21 protein-coding genes are annotated in these 21,966 nt (G+C 73.2%); 11 read left to right on the top strand and 10 right to left on the bottom strand.

All coding sequences use genetic code 11. The annotated features are described in order from the left end of the window. Window positions 1-32 precede the first annotated feature (32 nt). Together selD and E1291_RS20575 are read left to right on the top strand one after the other, a co-directional pair. Complete coding sequence (gene selD, locus E1291_RS20580; RefSeq protein WP_131739466.1) at window positions 33-1,016, top strand: selenide, water dikinase SelD; 984 nt, start codon at window positions 33-35, stop codon at window positions 1,014-1,016. An 87-nt stretch (window positions 1,017-1,103) separates the two neighbouring features. After that, window positions 1,104-1,370 carry a GlsB/YeaQ/YmgE family stress response membrane protein gene (locus E1291_RS20575; protein WP_131739465.1) on the top strand — a complete coding sequence of 89 codons (267 nt, stop codon included), beginning with the start codon at window positions 1,104-1,106 and terminating at the stop codon, window positions 1,368-1,370. Window positions 1,371-1,372: 2 nt separating this feature from the next. Here E1291_RS20575 and E1291_RS20570 read toward each other — a convergent pair whose 3' ends face one another. Next, window positions 1,373-3,262 carry an AMP-binding protein gene (locus E1291_RS20570; RefSeq protein WP_131739464.1) on the bottom strand — a complete coding sequence of 630 codons (1,890 nt, stop codon included), beginning with the start codon at window positions 3,260-3,262 and terminating at the stop codon, window positions 1,373-1,375. Between the two features lie 149 nt (window positions 3,263-3,411). Next, on the bottom strand, window positions 3,412-4,863 hold the full coding sequence (locus E1291_RS20565; RefSeq protein WP_131739463.1) for an MFS transporter: 1,452 nt from the start codon (window positions 4,861-4,863) through the stop codon (window positions 3,412-3,414). A gap of 85 nt (window positions 4,864-4,948) precedes the next feature. On the opposite strand from E1291_RS20565, the gene E1291_RS20560 reads away from it, so the two are divergent. The 3 genes from E1291_RS20560 to E1291_RS20550 all read left to right on the top strand — a co-directional run bounded on the left by E1291_RS20560 (window position 4,949) and on the right by E1291_RS20550 (window position 8,685). Next, the gene (locus tag E1291_RS20560) at window positions 4,949-5,458 is read left to right on the top strand and encodes a MarR family winged helix-turn-helix transcriptional regulator (RefSeq protein WP_207400839.1); all 510 of its coding nucleotides are present in this window, start codon (window positions 4,949-4,951) and stop codon (window positions 5,456-5,458) included. A gap of 226 nt (window positions 5,459-5,684) precedes the next feature. Beyond that, window positions 5,685-7,385: a SelB domain-containing protein gene (locus E1291_RS20555; protein WP_131739461.1), complete on the top strand. Its 1,701-nt coding sequence runs from the start codon at window positions 5,685-5,687 to the stop codon at window positions 7,383-7,385. Window positions 7,386-7,491: 106 nt separating this feature from the next. Then, the gene (locus E1291_RS20550) at window positions 7,492-8,685 is read left to right on the top strand and encodes an RtcB family protein (protein ID WP_131739460.1); all 1,194 of its coding nucleotides are present in this window, start codon (window positions 7,492-7,494) and stop codon (window positions 8,683-8,685) included. Between the two features lie 158 nt (window positions 8,686-8,843). On the opposite strand, the gene E1291_RS20545 is transcribed toward E1291_RS20550, so the two are convergent. The 4 genes from E1291_RS20545 to E1291_RS20530 all read right to left on the bottom strand — a co-directional run bounded on the left by E1291_RS20545 (window position 8,844) and on the right by E1291_RS20530 (window position 12,051). Further along, complete coding sequence (locus E1291_RS20545) at window positions 8,844-9,443, bottom strand: YdcF family protein (RefSeq protein ID WP_131739459.1); 600 nt, start codon at window positions 9,441-9,443, stop codon at window positions 8,844-8,846. Between the two features lie 12 nt (window positions 9,444-9,455). Beyond that, window positions 9,456-9,692: a hypothetical protein gene (locus E1291_RS20540; RefSeq protein WP_131739458.1), complete on the bottom strand. Its 237-nt coding sequence runs from the start codon at window positions 9,690-9,692 to the stop codon at window positions 9,456-9,458. 460 nt (window positions 9,693-10,152) lie between these two features. After that, on the bottom strand, window positions 10,153-10,872 hold the full coding sequence (locus E1291_RS20535; RefSeq protein WP_131739457.1) for a 5-formyltetrahydrofolate cyclo-ligase: 720 nt from the start codon (window positions 10,870-10,872) through the stop codon (window positions 10,153-10,155). Window positions 10,873-10,884: 12 nt separating this feature from the next. Continuing rightward, window positions 10,885-12,051, bottom strand: a complete 1,167-nt coding sequence (locus E1291_RS20530) for a helix-turn-helix transcriptional regulator (RefSeq protein ID WP_131739456.1) — start codon at window positions 12,049-12,051, stop codon at window positions 10,885-10,887. A 260-nt stretch (window positions 12,052-12,311) separates the two neighbouring features. Here E1291_RS20530 and E1291_RS20525 point away from each other — a divergent pair, with 260 nt between their 5' ends. The 6 genes from E1291_RS20525 to E1291_RS20500 all read left to right on the top strand — a co-directional run bounded on the left by E1291_RS20525 (window position 12,312) and on the right by E1291_RS20500 (window position 16,821). Continuing rightward, a complete protein-coding gene (locus tag E1291_RS20525) occupies window positions 12,312-12,584 on the top strand; it encodes a hypothetical protein (RefSeq protein ID WP_131739455.1) in 273 nt (90 codons plus the stop codon). Next, the gene (locus E1291_RS20520; RefSeq protein ID WP_131739454.1) at window positions 12,584-12,895 is read left to right on the top strand and encodes an SAM-dependent methyltransferase; all 312 of its coding nucleotides are present in this window, start codon (window positions 12,584-12,586) and stop codon (window positions 12,893-12,895) included. The genes E1291_RS20525 and E1291_RS20520 overlap by 1 nt, the downstream gene beginning before the upstream one ends. Before the next feature lie 68 nt (window positions 12,896-12,963). Then, a complete protein-coding gene (locus E1291_RS20515) occupies window positions 12,964-13,305 on the top strand; it encodes a hypothetical protein (protein ID WP_131739453.1) in 342 nt (113 codons plus the stop codon). Next, the gene (locus E1291_RS20510) at window positions 13,298-13,615 is read left to right on the top strand and encodes a hypothetical protein (protein ID WP_131739452.1); all 318 of its coding nucleotides are present in this window, start codon (window positions 13,298-13,300) and stop codon (window positions 13,613-13,615) included. The genes E1291_RS20515 and E1291_RS20510 overlap by 8 nt, the downstream gene beginning before the upstream one ends. A gap of 155 nt (window positions 13,616-13,770) precedes the next feature. Next, window positions 13,771-16,065, top strand: coding sequence for an NACHT domain-containing protein (locus tag E1291_RS20505; protein ID WP_131739451.1), 2,295 nt, complete (start codon window positions 13,771-13,773; stop codon window positions 16,063-16,065). Between the two features lie 387 nt (window positions 16,066-16,452). Next, the gene (locus tag E1291_RS20500) at window positions 16,453-16,821 is read left to right on the top strand and encodes a YybH family protein (RefSeq protein ID WP_165495215.1); all 369 of its coding nucleotides are present in this window, start codon (window positions 16,453-16,455) and stop codon (window positions 16,819-16,821) included. 94 nt (window positions 16,822-16,915) lie between these two features. On the opposite strand, the gene E1291_RS43325 is transcribed toward E1291_RS20500, so the two are convergent. From E1291_RS43325 to E1291_RS20480, 4 genes are all read right to left on the bottom strand, one after another. After that, entirely contained in the window at window positions 16,916-17,698 is a 783-nt protein-coding gene (locus tag E1291_RS43325) for a helix-turn-helix transcriptional regulator (protein ID WP_278045275.1), read from the bottom strand. 151 nt (window positions 17,699-17,849) lie between these two features. After that, window positions 17,850-18,533 (bottom strand): response regulator transcription factor, encoded by a 684-nt coding sequence (locus E1291_RS20490; protein WP_131739449.1) that lies wholly within the window; start codon window positions 18,531-18,533, stop codon window positions 17,850-17,852. Between the two features lie 36 nt (window positions 18,534-18,569). Then, a complete protein-coding gene (locus E1291_RS20485; RefSeq protein WP_207400836.1) occupies window positions 18,570-20,732 on the bottom strand; it encodes an MMPL family transporter in 2,163 nt (720 codons plus the stop codon). 177 nt (window positions 20,733-20,909) lie between these two features. Further along, window positions 20,910-21,966: HAMP domain-containing sensor histidine kinase (locus E1291_RS20480; protein ID WP_131739448.1), on the bottom strand; the 1,057-nt coding region annotated here is incomplete at its 5' end.

Below are 21,966 nucleotides of genomic sequence, written 5' to 3'. Positions count from 1 at the left end.
TCATTTGTGGTGGTTGGGGGTTAAATTTCTAGGTGCACCCCGCCCCCGCAGCTCGCCTCACCCAGTACGCCCACGGCGGCGGAGGCGCGAGCACGATCCCGCCGGGCGAACTGGAGCGCCTGACCGCCGGGCTCGCCGGCGGCACGGATCCGGGCGGCGGGGCGGTGGGCGGGGGAGCGGCGGTGCTGCGCGCCCACGACGGCCGCACGGTGGTGTCGGCGGCCGCCTTCTTCCCTCCGGTGGTCGACGACCCCTACGACTGGGGGCGCATCACCGCCGCCGACGCGCTGTCGGGCCTCTACGCGGTCGGCGGCGCGCCGCTGATGGCGCTCACCCTGCTGGGCTGGCCGCGCGACGCGCTCCCGGCGGAGCTGGCCCGGGAGGTGCTGCGCGGGGGCCGGGACACGGCCGCGCTCGCCGGGTGCCCGATCGCCGGCGCGCACGGCATCGACGACCCCGAGCCCAAGTACGGGCTGGCGGTGACGGGGACCGCCGACCCCGCCCTGCTGATGCGGCCGGACGCGGGCCGGCCCGGCATGCCGCTGTCGCTGACCAAGCCGCTCGGCCTCGGCGTGCTCAACGCCCGGCACAAGGCGACCGGGGAGGTGTTCGCCGAGGCGGTCGCGGCGATGGCGGCGCTCAACGCCGGGGCCGCCCGCGCGGCGCTGGACACGGGCGTGGGCTGCGCGGTCGCCGTCGGCGGGTTCGGGCTGCTCGGCCACCTGTACCGGCTGGCGCGGGCGAGCGGCGTCACCGCCGTCGTGGACGCGGCGGCCGTCCCCTACCTGGACGGCGCGCGCGACGCCGTCCGGGACGGCTTCGTCCCGGCGGCCACGCGGCGCAACCTGGCGTGGGTGTCGCCGCACACCGCCTTCCGGCGCATCGCCGAGGAGGAGCGGCTCCTGCTGGCCGACGCGCAGACCTCGGGCGGGCTGCTGGTCGCGGGCGAGGTGCCCGGCGCGCCGGTGGTCGGCGAGCTGGTCGCCCGGTCGCGGCGCACGCTGCTGGTGCGCTGAACCGGCGGCCCGTGTCGGTGATCGTCCGGCCGGGTAGGGGCGGGGTGACCGGCCCGCGCGGCCGGGACGGGGGACCTGGGGGCGGGCATGACCATCGGGGGGATCTTCTCGGCCATCGTGCTGGGCGCGGTCATCGGCGTCCTCGGCCGCCTGATCGCGCCGGACCGGCGGACCATGCCGGTCTGGCTGATCATGGCCGCCGGGATCTCCGCCGCCTTCGCGGGCACGGGCCTGTCGCACATGGTGGGGCTGGAGCGCGGTGGCTGGGACTACTGGGAGACGCTCTTCCAGATCGCGCTCGGCGCCGCCGGGGTCTGGCTCGTGGCGGCGTTCTGGCCGAAGACCCACCCGTAGGGCTAGGGCGTGTCCGGCGGGCGCAGGAGGGGCCGCAGGCCGTCGAGCACGGCCGGGTCCTCGATCGTGGACGGGGCGGGGACGTCCTGCCCGTCGGCCATGCCGCGCATGACGCCGCGCAGGATCTTGCCCGACCGCGTCTTCGGCAGGGCCGGGACGACCGTGATCTCCCTCAGGGCGGCGACGGGCCCGACCTGGTCGCGGACCAGCCGCACCAGCTCGGCGGCCAGCTCGCCGGGCTCGGCGAGGACGCCGCTCTTCAGCACGACCAGGCCGCGGGGGACCTGCCCCTTCAGCGGGTCGCGCACGCCGATGACCGCGCACTCGGCGACCGCGGGGTGCGCCGCGATGACCTCCTCCATCGCGCCCGTGGACAGCCGGTGCCCGGCCACGTTGATCACGTCGTCGGTGCGGCCCATCACCCACACGTAGCCGTCGGCGTCGACGTGCCCTCCGTCGCCGGTGAGGTAGTGGCCCGGGTGGCGGGTCAGGTAGGACTCGACGAAGCGCTCGTCGTCCTGCCACAGCGTGGGCAGCGTGCCGGGCGGCAGCGGCAGCCGCAGCGCGAGGTCGCCGTCGGCGCCCGGCGGGACGGGCCCGCCGTCCGGGCCGAGCACCCGCACGTCGAACCCGGGCACCGGGACGGTGGGGGAGCCGGGCTTGACCGGCATCGGCTCCAGGCCGCGCGGGTTCGCCACGACCGGCCAGCCCGTCTCAGTCTGCCACCAGTGGTCGACGACGGGGCGGCCGAGCACCCGCGACGCCCAGTGGTAGGTGTCGGGGTCGAGGCGCTCCCCGGCGAGGAAGAGGGTCTCCAGCGCCGACAGGTCGTGCCCGGCGAGCAGGGCGCCCTCCGGGTCCTCCTTCTTGATCGCGCGGATCGCGGTCGGCGCGGCGAACAGCGCCTTGACCCGGTGCTGGGCGGCGACCCGCCAGAACGCGCCGGCGTCCGGCGTCCCGACGGGCTTGCCCTCGTACAGGACGGTCGTGCAGCCGGTGAGCAGCGGCGCGTACACGATGTAGGAGTGGCCGACGACCCAGCCGACGTCCGACGCCGCCCAGAACACGTCCCCGGGGCCCACGCCGTAGACGTTCTCCATGGACCAGCGCAGCGCCACGGCGTGCCCGCCGTTGTCGCGCACGACGCCCTTGGGACGGCCGGTCGTCCCGGAGGTGTAGAGGATGTACAGCGGGTCGGTCGCGGCGACGGGCGCGCACTCGGCCGGTTCGGCGGCCGCGACGGCCTCGTCCCACTCGACGTCCCGCGGCCGGGTCAGGTCGGCGTGCAGCTGCTCGCGCTGCCGGATCACGCACCGCCCGACCTTGTGCCTGGCCAGTTCGAGCGCCCGGTCCAGCAGCGGCTTGTAGGGGACGATCCGGCCGCCCTCCACCCCGCAGGACGCCGAGACGACCACCTTGGGCCGCGCGTCGTCGACGCGGACGGCCAGCTCGCGGGCCGCGAACCCGCCGAACACCACCGAGTGGACGGCCCCGAGCCGGGCGCAGGCCAGCATCGCCACGACCGCCTCGGGGATCATCGGCAGGTAGATGACCACACGGTCACCGCGGTCGACGCCCTGCGCGCGCAGCGCCCCGGCGAACCGCGCGACGATGTCGGTCAGCTCCCGGTAGGAGTAGCCGCGCACCGTGCCGGTCACCGGGCTGTCGTAGATCAGGGCGGGCTGGTCGCCGCGCCCCTCCTCGACGTGGCGGTCCAGCGCGTTGTCGCAGGTGTTCAGTTCGCCGCCGGTGAACCAGCGGTAGAAGGGCGGCGCCCCGTCGTCCAGGACCCGGTCCGGCGGGACGAGCCAGCGGACGTCGCGCGCGGCGAGTCCCCAGAAGCGGGTCGGGTCGGCGATGCTGCGTTCGTACGCGGCCGCGTAGGCGCCCATATCGTCCTCCGGTGGGTCCCCTGATGCCCCCCATCTGGATTTCGGGGCGCACCCCTATAGGGCATGGCGCGGGGGCCGTTCGTCAAGGCCCCGCGCCGCCGCGCCGCGCACGGGGCGGCCTCCCGCTGGGTCCTCCACCAGGGGTTTCGTCAGGCCGCCGGGGCGTCCGCGCGTTCGTGGGGGTGGCGCAGGCCGTGCGCGACGGCGACGACCGCGGCGAGGGCGGCGCCGCCCGCGACGATCCAGAAGCACAGCTCGTAGGCGCCGAGGGTGGGAACCTTCGTCCCGGCGATGACGCGCCCGGCGAGGATCGACGCGGTGACGGCGCCGGCGACGCTGCCGCCGGTGGTGCGCACCAGCGAGTTGATCCCGCTGGCGATGCCGCTCTGGTCCATCGGGACGTGCTGGACGGCGAGCGTGCCGAGGGCCGCGTAGGCCACGCCGAAGCCGATGCCCTGGATGGCGCTGAACGCGAGCACGTCGTATCCGTGGGAGTTGGACAGCGCCAGCCACAGGTAGCTGATCGCCGCGAAGGCCGACCCGATGGCGAGGGTGTGGGCGGGGCCGATCCGCCCGGCGATCCGCCCGGCCAGCGCCGAGAAGACGAGCATGGTCACGGTGCTCGGGAGCATGTACAGGCCGACGTCCAGCACCGAGCCGTCCAGCCCGTAGCCGACCTTGGCCGACGGCGACTGGACGAAGCCGGAGATCAGCGTGAACGCGGCGAACATCGAGAAGCCGAGCAGCGCCGAGGCGAGGTTGGCCGACAGCGACCGCGCTCCGGCCAGCAGGTTCAGCCGGACGAGCGGTTCGCGCACCCGCGTCTCGACCACCGCCCAGATCGCGCACAGCACGGCCGAGGCGGCGAACAGGCCGAGCACGCCGCCGGACGTCCAGCCCCACGCGTTGCCCTGGCTGATGGCCAGCAGCAGGCAGACCAGCCACGCGGCGAGCAGCAGCGCGCCGCCGGCGTCGGGCCGCCCGCCCGCCCGCGCGCCGACGTCGCGCGCGCTGACCGCGACCAGGACGAGCCCGGCCGCCGCGAGCCCCGCCGCGATCCAGAACACCGGGTGGTGGCTGGACGTGCGGTCCGCGATCAGGCCGGTGACGATCATGCCGATGCTGCCGCCGACGCCCATCGTCGCGCTGACGACGCCGATCGCGGTGGTGACCCGCTCGCGCGGGAAGGTGTCCCTGATCATGCCGATGGCCAGCGGGATCATCGCGGACGAGACGCCCTGCAGGGCCCGCCCGGCGATGAGGACCGGCAGCGATCCCGACAGCGCGCAGATCACCGAGCCGGCCAGGAGGAGGACGAGGGCGAGCAGGATCATGCGCTTCTTGCCGTACATGTCCCCGAACCGGGTCAGCAGCGGGGTGGCGACGGCGCCGGCCAGCAGCGAGGCGGTGAACACCCAGGTCACGGCGGTCACCGAGGCGTCGAAGCGGTGCATGAGCTGCGGCAGCAGCGGGATCACCAGCGTCTGCTGGACGGAGACGACCATCCCGGCGACGGCGAGGGCCAGGAGGGTGAGGCCGGTGGACGAGGGCGCGGCGGGCCGCCCGGTCCGCACGGGGGCGGTGGTCGGGGCGCCGGTCATGGGACCTCCAGGGAAGCGTGTCGGATGCGGGGCCGCCGTCAGTGTACTTACTTAAGTTAAGTAATTCGACTGTAGGATGGGTCACATGCCCAGCTCCGTCCCAGCCGACATCATCGAGATCGAGCGCGCCGTGATGCGCATCGCGCACATGCTCACGAGGGCGCGCCGGCACGACCGGTTCATCGCGGCCGCCGGCGTCGCGGTCGACCGCGCCGGCGTCCCGCTGCTGCGCGTCCTCGCCGACGAGGGCGGGCCGCTGCGTCCCGGCGAGATCGCCGTCCGGCTCGCCGTCGAGGCGCCGCAGGTGACCCGGCAGGTCCAGCGGCTGGAGCGGGCCGGCTACGTCGAGCGGGTGCCCGACCCCGACGACGGGCGGGCGCGGCGGATCCAGCTCACCGACGCCGGCCTGGAGGCGCTGGAGTCCGTGCGCGCGGCCGGGCGGGAGTGGATGCGGGAGGCGCTCGGCGCGTGGACGCCCGCCGAGCGCGAGCGGCTCGCCGGTCTCGTGCACCGGATGATGGACGACTTCGAGGCGCACATGGACCGCTCGGACGCCGAGGGGTTGCCGGATCCGGCCACGGCCGCCGGACGCTGACCCCGGCGCGACGATCATCGGCCGGCGGCGGGCCGCGCGGCGCCGATGAGATCGATGATCTCGCAGTGTGGGCGGTTCGGGTTACGTTTCGGGGCCCGGCGTCCCTAGGGTTGCCTTCCGTGGACCTTCGTCTGCGTTACCCCCGCTATCGCCCCCGCCGAATCGCGCCCCGGACCCTCTCCGGCCGCCGTCCCGCCGTGCCGCGTCCCGCCCGGGACGGGCGCTGATGCAGGTCGTCGCCACCGCCGGGCACGCAGGGCACGGCAAGACGGCGCTCGTGCGCGCCCTGACCGGCACCGACCCGCTGGAACCCGGCACCGACCCCGCCGACGCCTGGGCGGAGCTGCCGTCGGGCCGCCCGGTCGCCTTCGTCGACGTCCCCGGGCAGGCGCGGTCCGTCCCGGCCATGCTCGCCGGCGCGGGCGCCGCGCCCGCCGTCCTGCTCGCCGTCGCCGCCGACGAGGGCTGGATGCCGCAGTCGCAGGAGCACCTCGACGCCCTGGACGCGCTCGGCGTCCGGCACGGCGTCCTGACGATCACCCGGTCCGACGTCGCCGATCCGCGGCTGGCGCTGCGGCAGGCCCGCGAGCGCCTCGCGGGCACCGGGCTGCGCGGCGTCGAGGCCGTCACCGTCAGCACCGTGACCGGCGCCGGGATGGACGGGCTGGCCGCCGCCCTGGACCGGCTCGCGAGCCGGCTGCCCGTCCCCGACCCCACCGCGCCGGTCCGGTTCTGGGCCGGGCACGCCGCCACCGACGGCGGGCGGACCGTCGTCACCGGCACCCTGTCCGCCGGGACGATCCGCGCCGGCGACGAGCTGCTCGCCATGCCCGCCGGCGAGCACGTCCGGGTCGAGGGGATCGAGTGCGCGGGCGAGTCCCGCCGCTTCGTGCGCGGCGTCGCCCGCGCGACCCTCGCGCTGCGCGGCGGGACCCGCCCGTCGGCCCTGGTGAGCCCCGGCCGGTGGACGCACACCACCTGCGTCGACGTCCGCACCCGCTTCGGTGAGGCGTCCGGGCGGCTGGCCCGGCGGATGACCCTGCACATCGGCTCGTCCGCCGTCGCGGTCGCGCTCCGCCCGCTCGGCCCCGACACGGCGCGGCTCACCCTCAACGCGCGGCTGCCGCTGCACGTCGGCGACACCGGGCTGCTGCGCGACCCCGTCCGGCGCGTGGTGGCCGGGGTGAGCGTGCTGGACGTCCGGCCGCCCACCCTCGTCCGGCGCGGCGCCGGAGCCGCCCGCGCCCGCGAGCTGGCCTCCTGGCCGGACCGCCCGTCCGGCGCCGTCGTGCTGCGCCGCCACGGCGTGCTGAGCCGGTCCGAGCTCGACCTCATGGGCTGCGCGCCCCCGGCCGACGCCGTCGCCCTCGACGACGGCTGGTACGCCGACCCGGGGTACTGGGAGGCCCTGCACGAGCGCCTGGCCGAGGAGACGGCCCGGCACGCCGCCGAGCGGCCCCTCGCGCCCGGCGTCCCGCTGGAGACCGTCCGGCTGCGCCTCGGGCTGCCGTCCCGGCGGCTCGCCGCCGCGCTCGTCCGCCCGCCGCTGTGGCTGGACGCCGGGCGGGTGCACGGCCCGGTGGGCGCCGGCGACCTGGACCCGCGGCTCGCCGCGGCGGTGGAGCGGCTGCGCGCGGACCTGTACCCGGCCCCGTTCGAGGCGCCCGCCGCCGAGCGGCTCGCCGAACTGGGCCTGACCGGCGGGGCCCTCGCCGCGGCCGATCGCGCGGGCGCCGTGCTGAGCCTCGGCGACGGCGTCGTCCTGCTGCCCGGCGCCGACCGGGAGGCGCTGCGGATCCTGTCGGCGCTGCCGCAGCCGTTCACCCCCGGCCAGGCCGGGGACGCGCTGTCGACCAGCCGCCGGGTCGCCGTCGCCCTGCTGCGCCACCTGGACCGGCTCGGCCTCACCGAGCGCCGCCCGTCCTGACCCGCCCCGGTCATGAACCCGCCCGGGGCGGGAAAACCCTTTGAAACGCACGGGGCTCATCTGGCGTCATAGATCACGGTTCGGATCCCGCGCACAAGGAGAAGGCATGCCGTACCAGACGCTCAAGGGCGGCCGCGTTCCCATCCGGATGTGGACCGACCCCGCCACCGTCGAGGACCAGGCCCTCGACCAGCTCCGCAACGTCTCGTCCCTGCCGTGGGTCGAGGGCCTCGCGGTGATGCCCGACGTCCACTACGGCAAGGGCGCCACGGTCGGCTCCGTGATCGCGATGCGCGACGCGGTGTCCCCGGCCGCGGTCGGCGTCGACATCGGCTGCGGCATGACCGCGGTCCGGTCGTCGCTCACCGTCGAGGACATGCCCGACGACCTGTCGGGCCTGCGGCACCGCATCGAGCGGGCCGTCCCCGTCGGACGCGGTTCGCACAAGCACGCCGTGGACCCGTCCGCGCTCCCCGGCCTGCGGGAACGCGGCTGGTACGACTTCTGGAAGGCGTTCGAGGACCTGCACCCCGCGGTGCGGTCCCGGTTCGGCCGCGCCCGCTCGCAGATGGGCACGCTCGGCGGCGGCAACCACTTCCTGGAGCTGTGCGCCGACGACGACGGCGCGATCTGGCTCGTGCTGCACTCGGGGTCGCGCAACATCGGCAAGGAACTGGCCGAGCACCACGTCGAGGCGGCCCGGAAGCTGCCGCACAACCAGGACCTCCCCGACACCGACCTCGCCGTGTTCCTCAGCGGGACCGCCAAGATGGAGGAGTACCGCCGCGACCTGTTCTGGGCGCAGGAGTACGCGCGCCGCAACCGCGCCGTCATGATCGCCCTCGCGCAGAACGTCGTCACCCAGCGGTTCGGCGAGAAGCGCTGCACGTGGGGCGAGGTGATCTCCTGCCACCACAACTACGTGGCCGAGGAGGAGTACGCCGGTGTGGAACTGCTCGTCACCCGCAAGGGCGCGATCCGCGCGGGCCAGGGGGACCTCGGCATCATCCCCGGCTCGATGGCGACCGGCACCTACATCGTCCGCGGGCTCGGCAACGAGTCCGCGTACAACTCGGCGTCGCACGGCGCGGGCCGCCGGATGAGCCGCAACAAGGCCCGCAAGTCCTTCACGGTGGACGACCTGGTCGAGCAGACCAAGGGCGTCGAGTGCCGCAAGGACGGCGGCGTCCTGGACGAGATCCCGGGCGCCTACAAGGACCTGGAGTCGGTCATCGAGGCCCAGTCCGACCTGGTGGAAGTGGTAGCCCACCTCCGCCAGCTCATCTGCATCAAGGGCTGACCGCCCTCGGCCGACCTGGGGACGAATCGCGAATCACCGCTGGTAGCTCCGCAGAGTCCCCGACCGTTCCTGGGCACGTCCCGGGCCCATGCGCCCTGGACGTGCCCAGCGCGGCTTCGGGAACTCTGAGGACGTGCGCCGTCTGCTCCACGGTGTGGTCAGCACCAGGCGCCGTCGAGCCGCTCGACGGCGGCGAAGCTGCCGTCGGCGACGCGACGTGAGACCTCGTCCCACTCACGGATCACCCTGCGCTTCCCAGCGGGAACGCCCGGCCAGTCCTGGCGGGTGATCGGCTCGCCTGAATAGACGGGGTCCCAGCCGATCGCGTGGAAGGTCCCGACCTCGGGAGCGACGGTCTTCATGAGGTGGATCGCGCGGCGGTGATACCACTTGCTCACTGCCGTGATCGCAAGCCCCTCGGCCAAGGCCTCGCGCACGAAGGGGAGCGCATTCTCCACGTTCTGCCGGGTGTTGGCCGATCGGTCCTCAACGCGGATGACGTTGGCAGGAACGCCAAGCTCAATGAGCAGCTTACGGAACACTCGGCCTTCGACGATCCCGGTATGCCGGTTGACGCCACCGGTGGCGATGATCAGCGGCGCCAGTCCGCGGTGATATCGCTCTGCGGCGATCTCCACCGGTGGGACCTGGTTGGTTCCGAAGAGGAAGCACGCGGTGGGCTCGTCGGGCGGGAGCGCATGGACATCCACGAATCGTGTGATCTCGGGCACCTGCCCAGGTGCTATGTCGTCGATCATTTGGGGTCCTCGTCAAGGGCACCAGTTCGCAGACCATTTCTCGGTCAGGACCCTATCGAGCCGTTTGGCCAGCACCATCGTGGGCCATGCGGGACGGCTGCCGCCGAGCGCGTCATGTCCGGCCGCCACCGCCTGGTCGAGCTGCTGTGCTTGGGCGTGCGCCAGGCCGAGGATCAGCAGGGAGCGGGCGTATCCGGAGGGATGCTCGCCACGCTGCCGCGCCTCCGGCCGATAGACGGTCCCGATCACGCCCCTGGTATGGCGGATCCTCGGCTAGAGGGATCGAGAACGCGCCCGCGGCGGGCGCACCGTCGGGGAGCGCTGAGACGGCCGTGGCGGCACGGCTGGGAAAATGCTTTCCAGGAGTTCCCGGCCGGTCCTGGGCGCGTCCCGGATCCATGTGCCTGGCGGCTTCCTGCGCGGCTTCGGGACGTCTGGGGACGTGCGCCGTCCGGCTTGCAGAGCGTCGGCCGGGGACCCGTGTTCCTCGTAGCCCGACCGACCTGAGCGGAGGGAAGACCGCTTCTTCGGCCCGTATACAACGGGCAGGGCCGCGCCCAGTGTCGTGGCCTTGAGAGCACTTATCATCATCGCGGTGCGACGGCCGCGATGGTGATGACCGGCCAGACGCCAGAAGCGGATGCGACAGGTCGTCACGTTGGTGGCGAAGGCGCAGAAATCTGCGGTCAGGTGGTTCTGCTCCGGGTGTTCAAGTCGCAGCTCGGGAGGCCAGCAGCGGTATGGAAGCGATCTTTTCGCTGGTCAGGCTTGCCCAGAGCAGGCCGGGGGGCCTGCGCGGGGGTCCACAGGAGATGACCTCGTCTGGCGTAACGATCAGATCCACCCGGAAGTCGTGCTCGGCCTCGGGGAGGCTTTCGTCGACAACCTGGAGATGATGCACCGTCGTCACGATGGTGGTTTCGTCTGTGACGAGGCCGGCCTCGCAGAGCAAGGCGACCTCGATGTCGGAGTACCCTGCGCCCTTTCCCAGGCGGACACCCTCACGGTTAACCGCGACGCTGCCACAGACCACGACGTCGACGGGACGCATCTCGTCGACCCCCACCTGGTGAGCGACATCTGCGGCGCCCCTTGCGGTCGCTGCCTCCGCCGGAGACGACGGCAAAGTCTCGGGATCGAGCAGATAGAACGGCAGGGGATCAGCGAGTCTGGGCACGGCCATGTAGAGGAGCTTTCCCGCAGCCAGCGCCATGGCTCGGACAGGGTACTGGGCTTGGTCGGGCACCGCCTTGACTACCTGGGCGGTTTTCCAGCTCGGCAATTCCGCGAGTCGTTCCGCGGCGGCTGCGGCGCCGTGGAAGTTTGGAATGTGACCGTGGACGCCTGGTTCTGGTACGGCGTGCTCCTGCTCCAAGAGTTCCCAGATGCGTTCGCGCACGACGCTCTTGTCTTGATCCGTCTTAGTCACTGAGTTCGCTCCTCAGGCGGTGGTCATGAGCCCCATGAGCCGATCGTGCACCTCGCATACCGAGGCTTGCTCTCGCCATGGTTGCAGCTCGAGTCCAGCTGCGAAGGCCACGTTGAGCCCCCCGCCTCCTCGTGTCTCCTCCAGGATGTCGATGGCCTCGTTGAGACTCGTGGTGGCGCCATCGATTTGTCCTTGGCGGAGCCGTGCCAAGCTTAGGTTGCCCAACACGATAGCTCGTGACTTTCGCCAGGTGTGCAGGCTGGAAGCCGTCTCCTCGAGGTACCTCTGAGCCCTCGCGGGATCCCCGAGAAATAGATAGCAGGATCCGGCAAGCCGCCCGAATTGAGTCGGGGAGAACTGCTCGCCGGCCGCATCGCCTTCTTTGATGTTCGTGAAAGCCGCCTCGGCGGAGGCTAGCATCTTTTCGCAGTTCTTCCGATCTCCTTCCATGGCATATGCCTCGCCGGCGTGAAGCAAGGCGAGTCCAGTGAGCGCATCGCTAATGTCGCGAGCGATGTGAGCGGCGCGCAGGGCTCGAACGAGTCCCTCTCGGGGGTCTCGTGAACCGTACAAGGCGACATAGCACTTACGTAACTCCGCTTGTCCTTCAGTGAGCATGTCCCGCCTCTCATGCGCGGCGGCGATTGCTTGATCGTAGAAGGCGAGAGCGGTGGCGTGGTCGCGGCGCTGTGAAGCATCCCAGACGAGTTGACCCATGAGGATCGCCGATTCGGACTCCACTGTCCACAGCTCGTTACGAACGCGATTCTTTGGGGTGTGCTGACGGAGATAAGAGACCTGGCCGTGACACTGGCCCGCGTTGGCCAGCAGTAGCGCGGACGGGTTGCTGTCGTAGCCGTCCGCGACGGCCTGCACGCGCTGTCGCAGGTAGGCGACTGCCACAAGGTCAACTTTTGCAGGATTATTGAGCGTGTAGTCCAGGTGATCGTCCGGTTGGTCCTGGACTCTTTCGACGTCCTTCAGGAGTTCGTTGAGGTGGTCGAGCGTGATCTCCAGGGCCAGGGCGACTTTAGGTCGGATCCATGGCACTGGATCGGTTTCAGCGCGCTCCCACCGGCCGACTGTCGATCGCTCGATTCTGAGTCGCTCGGCCAGGCTCTCCTGGCTGTAACCCATTGATCGCCGACGCTGAGCCAGGCGGCGCCGTTTTAACGCCATTCGTGACCTTTCTTCCGGGTCTGCTGCGAGACCGTCTCCTCAGAGTTGTGTCCGCTGGTCAGCACCGAGATGCCGCACGGATGCCTCCATGATGCCTGGGTCCTGCGCTCGCTGAAGCTGCCTTCGCAGCAGTTTGGTGAACGGACACGGCCAGTTTCGCGCATCGGATGTGCGCGATCGCCGCGTCCATGAAGACAAAGCGGCCCCGGCTGGTGCGGACACACCACGCACCCGGCGCCTACAGGAAGCGAGGTCCGGCTATGGGCAAGCCACAGCAATTGCCCGAAGCGGAAGAACGGGACCTGTTCGAGTTGCAGGTCGAGGTGACCAAGCGTGAGTGGGTGGCGGAGTTGGAGCTTCGGCCGGGGGGCCTGCTCGTCCTGTGCTTGAGGAACCCGAACCCGCCGTGGCAGGGCGTGGACGTGGTCGTCGCGGAGGGGATGTACCGGTCGGCCGAGGGCGAGGACCTGGTGCCGGTGGGTGACCCGGCGCGGGCGGCGGTCGTGATCACGCGGCCGTTCGGGGGCCGCTGATGGGCGGCGTTGACGCTGAGCTGTTCGGCCACGCCCGCGCGCTCATCAGCGACAGTCGAGCCCAGGTCGACACGCATGACGTCCCGGAAGTGATCGCCGCTGCACGGGGCCCGCTGGACTTCGACCAGCCCGTGGCGGTGCTCCTGACCGCGGTCCTGCACCTCACCTCCGACGCCCGGCGGATCATCGGCGAGCCGGTGAAGGAGCCGGCCTCCGGAAGCTTCATCGCGCCGACGCATGGCGAGGCCGGGAGCGCCGGGATCGCGGCGCCGGGGCCGCCGCTGCCGGGCGCGGCCGGGCGGATCTTGTGATGGTCGCGGGAACGCCGGACCGGTGCCGGCCGGTCGACCGGAAATGCCAAGCACACGGGAGAGCAGTCATGACGACGGAGGACACCGATGCCCGACCGGAGCCCGAGCACCCGGACGCCTACGCGCGGCTTGGAGCGCTGATGTCGAGACTCCACGCCTACGGGCTGGAGACCGTTCTTCAGCGGCGCAAGCTGATCGTGATCAACCCGAAGGCGCCGGGGTGCTGCGACGACGTCCCGCGCCGCGCGGACACGGTCAGCTGCAAGCCGCGCGAGGACGACGGCTCCCGGTTGTGGTTCTTTCACTCGTGGGGTGAGCCGATCGCGGAGGCGAACCACATCGTCGACGCGGCCTTGACCGTTGCGACGACGCTCGGCGCGCCGACGGCACGGGGCGGTCCCGATGAGTGAGTCCGAGCGTGGGCGCGGGGGGACGGGTAAGGCGGCAGATCCCCCCGCGTCCACTTCACCGCCCGAGCGCCTCGACGAGCTGTCGGCGCTGCTGAGGCGTCGCTTCTCGGGTGTCTACGCCGCCCGTCCGGGCGGCGGGAGCGTGCTGTACCTGATCCGCTCCGGTGCGGGGCCCCGGTACGTCCTGTGGTCGCGGCACCGTTCGGCCTACGTCTGGTACGGCGAGCCCGACCACGGCGAGCAGATCAGCACGACCGCCGAGCAGGCCGCCGAAGTGATCGGCCGGACCCTCGGCCTCACCGCTTCTTAGACGCGGCGGGCTGGGAAGCCATGCGAGGTGTGGGGGCCGGGGCTTGGGTGTCGGTGGCCGAAAAGCCTGATCTCGCTGAGGAAGGGGCGTTGCCGGGGGAAACCGTTTGTAAACTTCTTCAACACGGTGCGTGATGGCGGTCCAAGATGGCGGGCATGCGCAAGGGCGGGGTGTGGCGGCCGTGGTTGGTGTTCCTGGCGGCGCTGGCCGCGGTGCTGGGGCTGGCGGCGGTGACGTTCGCCCCGTTGGGCGGCGAGGACGGCTTACAGAACTCGGCGGACCGCGCCCAGCTCACCGGAGGGTTCGTGCTCGCCTCCGCGGTCCCTCTGATCTCGGTGTGGTGGTGGGCCCGGCGCCGCTCCCGTGATCTGGCCGCACAGGCCGTCCCCTCATCCGAGGCGGTGGCGCGCGCCAAGGACTTGCTGGCCGAGATGGTGGCCGAGCAGTGGAAGGATGAGGCCCTGCTGCGGTCCCTGGCCGATCCCGACCCGATCCCGGTCCGCTGGCGTGCACCAGCGCCCGGCGCGCACACGCCCGCGATCATGGACCACCCCGGCCTCATCGACTCCACCGCCGATTCGGGGGACGGGTCGTGGTGGACGGCCTCCAGCGCCGACATCGGCGCCCTCGCCGACCGGTTCCGCCGCACCCGGCGGCGCCGCCTGATCATCCTGGGCGGCCCCGGGGCGGGCAAGACCACCCTGGCGCTGCAACTGCTGCTGCACCTGCTGGCCACCCGCTCCCAGCACCCCGGAGAGCCCGTCCCGGTGCTGCTCCCGGTCGCGGGCTGGAACACCGAACGCTCATTCCGGCTGCAGGACTGGCTCACTGGCCGGCTTCTGGCCGACTACCCCGCCCTGCGGTCGCCCGGCCTCGGCGAACCCGTCGTGCGGGCACTGGCCGCGCGCGGGCACGTCCTCCCCGTCCTGGACGGTCTGGACGAACTCCCCGCGCCGGCCCGAACCGCCGTCGTCAAGGCGCTGAACCGGTCACTGGGCGGCGACGACCAGCTCATCCTCACGAGCCGCACCCGTGAATTCACTGAGGCGGTCGCCAGCGCGGCAGACGTGATCACCTCCGCCGCCGTCCTGGAGCCCCGCCCGCTGGAGCCTGCGGCCGCCGCCGACTACCTCACCCACTGCCTGCCCCCCGAACCCGGGCCGCGCTGGCAGCACACCCTCGCCGTCCTGCGCCACACGCCGCCGCCCGAGCTGCGCCAACCCGGGACCGGCCCCCCTGCGGTGGCGTTGGCCGACCTCGCCGCGACCCCGCTGGGTCTGTGGCTGCTCCGCACCGTCTACCTCACCTCCGGCGACGACCCCGCCCCCCTCACCGACTCCGCCCGCTTTCCCACCGCCACTCTCCTGCGCGCCCACCTGTTCGACCGGCTCATCCCCACCCTGATCACCACCCGTCCGCCCAGCGGCAATCCCGCCGACCCCTTCCGCCCGCGTCGCCGGCACGACCCCGCCCAGGTCCGCCGCTGGCTGGGCTACCTGGCCCACCACCTCACCCACCAGGCCGGCCCCACCCGCGACCTCGCGTGGTGGCGCCTAGCCGCCACCACCCACGCCATCACCCCCGCCGTCCGGCTCGCCCTCGGCCTCCTCGCCACCGTTCTCGGGCTCGCGTCCGGACTCGTGGGCGGAATCACCGCCGGGCTCGCCGATGGGAACGAGCTCGGGGAGGGGCTCGGGTTCGGGCTCAGGTTCGGGCCGTCCGTCGGGCTCGCACTCGGGCTCACGGGCGGCCTCGTCGTCTCTCTCGCCGCCGGGAGCTGGGCCCAGGACCGGCCGGGATATGCGGACCTGCGCGTCCGCCACCGCGCCACCGAGCTCCTGGCCCAACTCACGGGAGGGCTCGCGGGGCGGCTCGAATTCGGGATCGCCGCCGGAACCGCGGCCGGGCTCGCGGCCGGACTCGCCTTCGGGCTCGAGTTCGCCATCGCGGCCGGGCTCGCGTTCGGGATCGCCGCCGGACCCGCGCTCGGGCTCGCGGGCGGGCTCACCCGCTGGGCGGAGACACCCGCGCACGCGCGCCGCGCCCAGACCCCGACGGCCAACTGGCACGCCGACCGGACCCTGAACCTGTTCCGCGCCGTCGGCAACGGGCTCGCGGCCGGGCTCGCGACCGGAACGGCGGGCGCGATCGCGGGCGGCCTCGGGCGCGGCACCGCGAGCGCGGCGGCGGCCGGGCTCGCGGCGGGGCTCGCGTTCGGCGTCGCGTTCGGTCTCACGGCCGGGGCCGTCCTGGGCGACCATCGAGCCTGGCCGGCGTATCTGGTCGCCACCCACCGGCTGGCCCGCGCCGATCTCCTACCGCGCCGCCTGATGCCGTTTCTGGACGACTGCCACCGCCTCGGCCTGCTGCGCGCGGCCGGCCCCATCTACCAGTTCCGCCACGCCGAACTCCACGACCACCTGGCCGCCGCCTACCGGCCACCCACCTGAGCGCCCGCCCGGACTCGCACCGGCTTCCGCGGGCCCACGACCCGTCGTCGGCCGGCCCGACATTCCCGGAGATGCGCGGGCCGCGGGACTCGACTGCGGTGCCCACTGGGCCTCCTCGCCGCGGAAGCCTCCGTCGCGCTCGGGCAGTCCCTCGTTCAGGCCGCCGCGCAGCTCGGTGATCAGGCGGGCGTCCGGCCGGGCCGGGCCGAGGTGCTGGGGAACCCGGCCGGGTGCGCCCGTGCACCGCCGCTCGCTCGCAGTTGGAACACCTGCCCTGTGCGCGTCGCCGATGAGACGACCGCCGTCAGCGTCGGCGGGCCCATGGCCTGGCTTGACCTTGACGCTGGTGGCAGCCCTTACGGTGGGCCGCCTATAAACGAGGACACCTTGCTCCAGCACGACCAGTACTTCTTCCAAGCCCTGATGGAGGCCGACACCGCCCGGCTGGAGGCGCTCCTTTCGGACGACTTCGTCCTGGTGGGCATCGAGGACGGCGCGGTGGCGGACAAGGCCGCCCTGCTCGACCTCATCGCCGGCGGCGGCCTGCGCTTCCCGGCGATCGTCTCCTTTCCCGAAGAGGCCATCGTGCGGCGGATCGGGGACGTCGGGCTGGTCGTCGGCCGGACGAGCATGACCTTTGAGAACCCGGACGGGACGACGTTCAGCGCGGGCAGCCGCTACACGCACGTCTTCGCCGCCGACGCCCCCGGCGCATGGCGCCTGGTCTCCGCCCAAGGCACGGCGATCAAGCCCTGATGGTCAAGGGGTCCCCGTGCGCCGTCGATGATGCATGCGCTTGGGCGGTTTCGCTCTGCGGGGAGGCAGCGTGGGCGCATGCGGAATGACCACCCTAGGGAGTGCCGTTCGCCGCCTTGATCGCATCGTCCGCCGGCATCTCAAGGGCGGCGCGCGAGCGATCGGGCAGCGCTTCTCGCCTGCGTACCCATGCCCGCAGGGCCTGGTCCCCGGACGCGTCGGCGGCGTGTTCGGCGGCGATCCAGGCGCGGCGCGCGGCCCGCTCGTCGCCGCTGTCCGCCAAGTCGATCGCCAGCAGGCAGGAGAGTCCGGCGCCGACGCGGAAGAGGCCGGGCTCCTCCGGGGTGCCGAAGTGACGCTCGAGAAGGTCACCGACGGCGACGAGGTCGGCGCTGAGATCGTGGATCAGCGCACCGGCCGGACGAGTGACGATCATATGCGCGTACTCGCGGACGACGGCGTCCCACTCGTCGAGGTCGAGGGGGTTGCCGAGGGCCTCGTTGATTCCGGAGAAAATGGTTTCGAGGGCACGGGGCGGGATGGGCGTCCGAGTGGACACGGCGTTGGCGATCTGGAGCGCGGCGCGTTGCATCGCGGCGTCGTCCGCCGGGTTGGGGCGCACGGTACGGCCGAATTTGTGTGATTTGTCGTGTTGCTCCGTGACGTCTTCGATGTCGTTCAGGAGATCGTTGAGTTCGTCGAACGTGATCTCCAGGGCTCGGGTGAGTTCGGGGCGGAGCCGGGGCAGTGGAGCGGTGGCGGCGCGTTCCCAGCGGCCGATCGTCGACCGCTTCACGGCGAGTCGCTCGGCCAGGGTCGCCTGGCTGTACCCCATTGCTTGCCGGCGTTGGGCGAGACGGTGTCGTTTTAAGGCCATTTATGACCTTTCTCTCGGGTCTGGCGACCACTTCTCAGAGGTATGTCCACGAGTCGGGGCAGGGCCCTCGCTGACGTCCCAATGATGCACCGGGCGTGCTTCGGCCATGGGGTTTTTCGGCTCGCACCTCGCTTTTATCGCCGCCGAGGGGTCAGAGCGGGCGGCGAAGGACATAGCCGACGCAGCGGACGGTGTGAATCAATTTGGGCTCGCCGGTGTCGATTTTGCGGCGCAGGTAGCCGATATAGGACTCGACGATCCCCGCGTCGCCGCCGAAGTCGTAGTCCCAGACCCGGCCGAGGATCTGGGGCTTGGACAGCACCTGATCCGCGTTCTCCAGCAGGTAGCGCAGCAGGCGGAACTCGGTGGGGGACAGCCGCACCGGCCGCCCGGCCCGCAGCACCTGGTGGGACGCCGGGTCCAGCGACAGGTCGGCGACGGTCAGCAGGCCGCCGTCGCCGCCGCCGGTGCGGCGCAGGATCGCGCGGATCCGGGCGATCAGCTCCTCCAGGTCGAACGGCTTGGTGACGTAGTCGTCGCCTCCGGCGGTCAGGCCGCGCACCTTGTCGGCCGGGGCGTCCCGCGCGGTGAGGAACAGCACCGGCAGCGGGCCGCCCCGCTCGCGCAGCCGCCCGATGACGGCGAACCCGTCCAGGTCGGGCAGCATCACGTCCAGCAGGACGAGGTCCGGGCGCTCCCGCTCGGCCGCGGCCACCGCCTCCTCCCCGGTGGCCGCGGCCGTGACGGCGAACCCCGCGAACCGCAGGCTGGCCGCCAGCAGTTCGCGGATGGTGGGCTCGTCGTCCACCACGAGCAGGCGCGTGCGCTCCTCCATGGTCGTCGAGAATAGGCTCGCCGAGGACGGCCCGCGCTACGGCGTGCGCTGCTCGGCGGGCTCCGGGACGGGCCGCGCGGCCGGGGCGCCGCCGTGTCCGGGCCACCAGGCGCGATGGCCGATGAGCGCGGTGATGCCGGGGGTGAGGAACAGCGCCATCGCGAACGCGGTGATCGCGATGCCGAACGAGATCGCGAAGCCGACCTGGACGAGGACCCGGTTGCCGGCCAGCGTCAGCGCGGCGAACGAGCCCGCCAGGATCAGCCCGGCGGCGGCGATCGTCGGCCCGGTGTGCCGGATCGCCGCGGCCAGCGCCGGGCGCGGCGCCACCCCCTGCCGGGCCTCCTCGCGCAGCCGCGCCATGATCAGGATGTTGTAGTCGGTGCCGAGCGCGACGACGAACATGTACATGATCAGTGGCAGGTGGAACAGCAGGCCCGGCGCGTCTCCGATGCCCTGGAACAGCAGCGACGCCGTGCCGAGCGTCGCGCCGAACCCGAGCCCGACCGCGGCGATCAGGTACCACGGCGCGACGAGGCTGCGCAGCAGCAGCCCGAGGACGAGGACGATCAGCGCGGCGGCGGTGGGGAACACGATCGAGTAGTCGCGGCTCATCGCCGACCGGACGTCGGCGAACACGGCCGTGCTCCCGCCGACCAGCACGCTCGTCCCGTCCGGGGCGGCCTCGTGCGCCGCGCGGCGCAGCGGTCCGCGGACGATCCCCAGCGCCTCGGCCGACTCGGGCGCCGAGGTCAGCACGACGGAGAACCCGGCGGTCCCGCCGTCCGGGCTGACCCGCGGCGGGGCGACCTGCCCGACGCCCTCGACGGCCTTGAGCCGGTCGCCGAACCCGGCCAGCGTCCGCTCGTCGAGCGCGCGGCCGGTCACGTACACGTGGGTCGGGTCGGTGGCGCCCGCGGGCAGGCCCCTCTTCAGGTCCTCCAGCGCGACCCGCGACTCCGCGGACGAGGGGAGCGCCCCGGCGGCCAGGTCGAAGTCGGGCTTGAAGCCGAGGGCGCCCGCGGCCAGGACGGCGAGGACGGCGCCGGTCACGGCGACGTAGGCGGCGGGACGGCGGGCGACGGAGGCGCCCAGCCGCGCGAAGCGCGCCGCGTCCGGCTCGTGCCGCCACGCCCGCGACGGCCAGAACACCCGCGTCCCGAGCAGGGACACGACGGCGGGGACCAGCGTCAGCCCGCCCAGCAGCGTCACCAGCACGGCGATCGCGAGGGACGGCCCCCAGGAGCGGAACAGCGACAGCGACGACAGCGTCATCGCCAGGAACGCGATGGCGACCACTCCCGCCGCCGAGGTGATCGCCTCGCCGACCCGGGCGAGCGCGCTGATCATCGCGTTGCGGGGGTCGTCGCCCGCCCGCAGGCGCTCCCTGTAGCGGAACATGAGGAACAGGATGTAGTCGGTGCCGACGCCGAACAGCACGACGATGAGCAGCTGGGACGCCGACCCGTCGGCGCGCAGCCCGAGCGCCCGCACCGTGGCGGCGATCAAGCCGTCGGCGACCTGGGACAGCACCGCCAGCACCGCGATCGGCAGCAGCGCGGTCACCGGGCTGCGGAAGATCGCCAGCAGCAGGACCAGGATCAGGACCAGCGTGGCGATCATGACGAGCGCGTCGGCGTCGCCGCCGGCGTCCGCGTCGTCCAGCGCGGCGGCGGCCTCACCGGTGGTCCGGGCCCGCAGGCCGGTGCCGGCGGTGAGGTCGCCGAGGCGGCCGCGGAGCGCCCGCATCGCCTCGACGGCCTCCGGCCCGTTGGTAGCGACGCCGTCGCGCATGCGGACGCTGAGCGTCTGGACCCGCCGGTTCGGCGCCGGGGGAGCGGCCACCACCGCCGTGACGTCCTTGATGTGCGCGGCCTCGGCGGAGCGGGCCAGCCCGGTGGCGCGCGCCGCGTCCGCGTCGGACAGCGGCCCGCCGTCCTCGCGCCGGACGACGACCACCGCGGCGGGCGCGAACGTGTCGGGGAACGCCCGGTCCTGGACCTTCTGGGCCTTCACCGACTCGTAGTGGCCCGGCAGGAAGTCGCTCTCGTCGTTGCTGGTCGGCAGCCCCGGCGACAGTGTGATCACCGCGATGGCCGCCACCGCCCACACGGCGATGACGCGCCACGGATGGCCGACGACGGCGCGGCCCAGCCGCGCGAAAATCTGGGGCTCTCCCTGGGATCTGTTGGTCTTCACGGGGGCCAGGTTCGCCCGCCCGCCCGTCCGGCGGCTGGGAGCCGCCCGTGCGGTGGCCGTGAGGGCTCCCGGGGTCGTGCGGTCGCGCTGCGTTATCGGCGCAGGACGGCCCGGGTGGGTGCGGCGGCCGCGGCCCGGGGGCTCCCAGCGAACTCCCAGGAAACTCCCGGTGCGCGTTCACCCGTCCGGCGCGGAGTCCTCCGGAGCGGGTTCGTCCAGCAGGGGAAGGGACACGCGGAACGTGGCGCCGTGGCCGGGCGCGGTGTCCAGCTCGATCCGGCCGCCGTGCGCGGCCACCAGCGAGCGGGCGATGGCCAGGCCGAGGCCCGCGCCGCCGCCCGCCGCGCCTCTCGACGAACCCCGCGTCCGCGATCCGTCCGCGCGGGCGAACCGGTCGAAGATCCGCTCGGCGTCGGCGGGAGACAGCCCCGGGCCCTCGTCCTGGACCTCCAGCACGGCCCGGCCGCCGCCCGTCCCGACCCCGATCCGGATCCGGCCGCCCGCCGGGGTGTGCGCGACGGCGTTGCCGACCAGGTTGCTGACGACCTGCCGCAGCCGCTCCTCGTCGCCGAGCACCGGCGCCGCCGCGGGCGGCGTCCCGCCGCCGGGCCCGGTCAGCTCGATCGGGCGGGACGGGTCCAGCGCCCGGACGTCGTGCTGGGCGTCGGCGGCGAGGGTGCGCAGGTCCATCGGGCTCGGCTCCAGCGGGGACGCGCCGCCCGCCGCGGACCGCTCGTCCAGCCGGGCGAGCAGCAGCAGGTCCTCGGTGAGGTGCGCGAGCCGCGCCGCCTCCCGCTCGATCCGGGCCATCGTCCGCGCGGTCGCGTCCGGCCCGGTGAGCCCGCCCATCCGGTACAGCTCGGTGAAGCCCTTGATCCCGGCGAGCGGCGTGCGCAGCTCGTGGCTGACGTCGGCGACGAACCGCCGCATCCGGGCCTCGGACGCGGCGCGCGCGGCGAACGCCTCCTCCAGCTGGCCCAGCATGCCGTTCAGCGCCGCCGACAGCCGGCCGATCTCCGAGCGCGGCGGCGCGAGGCCGGGGATGCGGTGCGCCAGGTCGCCGCCCGCGATGGCGGCGGCGCTGACCTCGATGCGGCGCAGCGGCGCCAGCCCGGCGCGGACCGCGAACCAGCCGAGCGCGCCGAGCAGCGCCAGCACCGCGCCGCCCGTCACCAGGCTCGCCGTCCGCATCCGGGCCAGCGTCGCGTCGATGTCGGCGCGCGAGGCCGCCACG

This window comes from Actinomadura roseirufa, assembly GCF_900659635.1.
Taxonomy (GTDB): Bacteria; Actinomycetota; Actinomycetes; order Streptosporangiales; family Streptosporangiaceae; genus Spirillospora; species Spirillospora roseirufa.
This window is presented reverse-complemented; position numbering and strand designations above follow the sequence as displayed.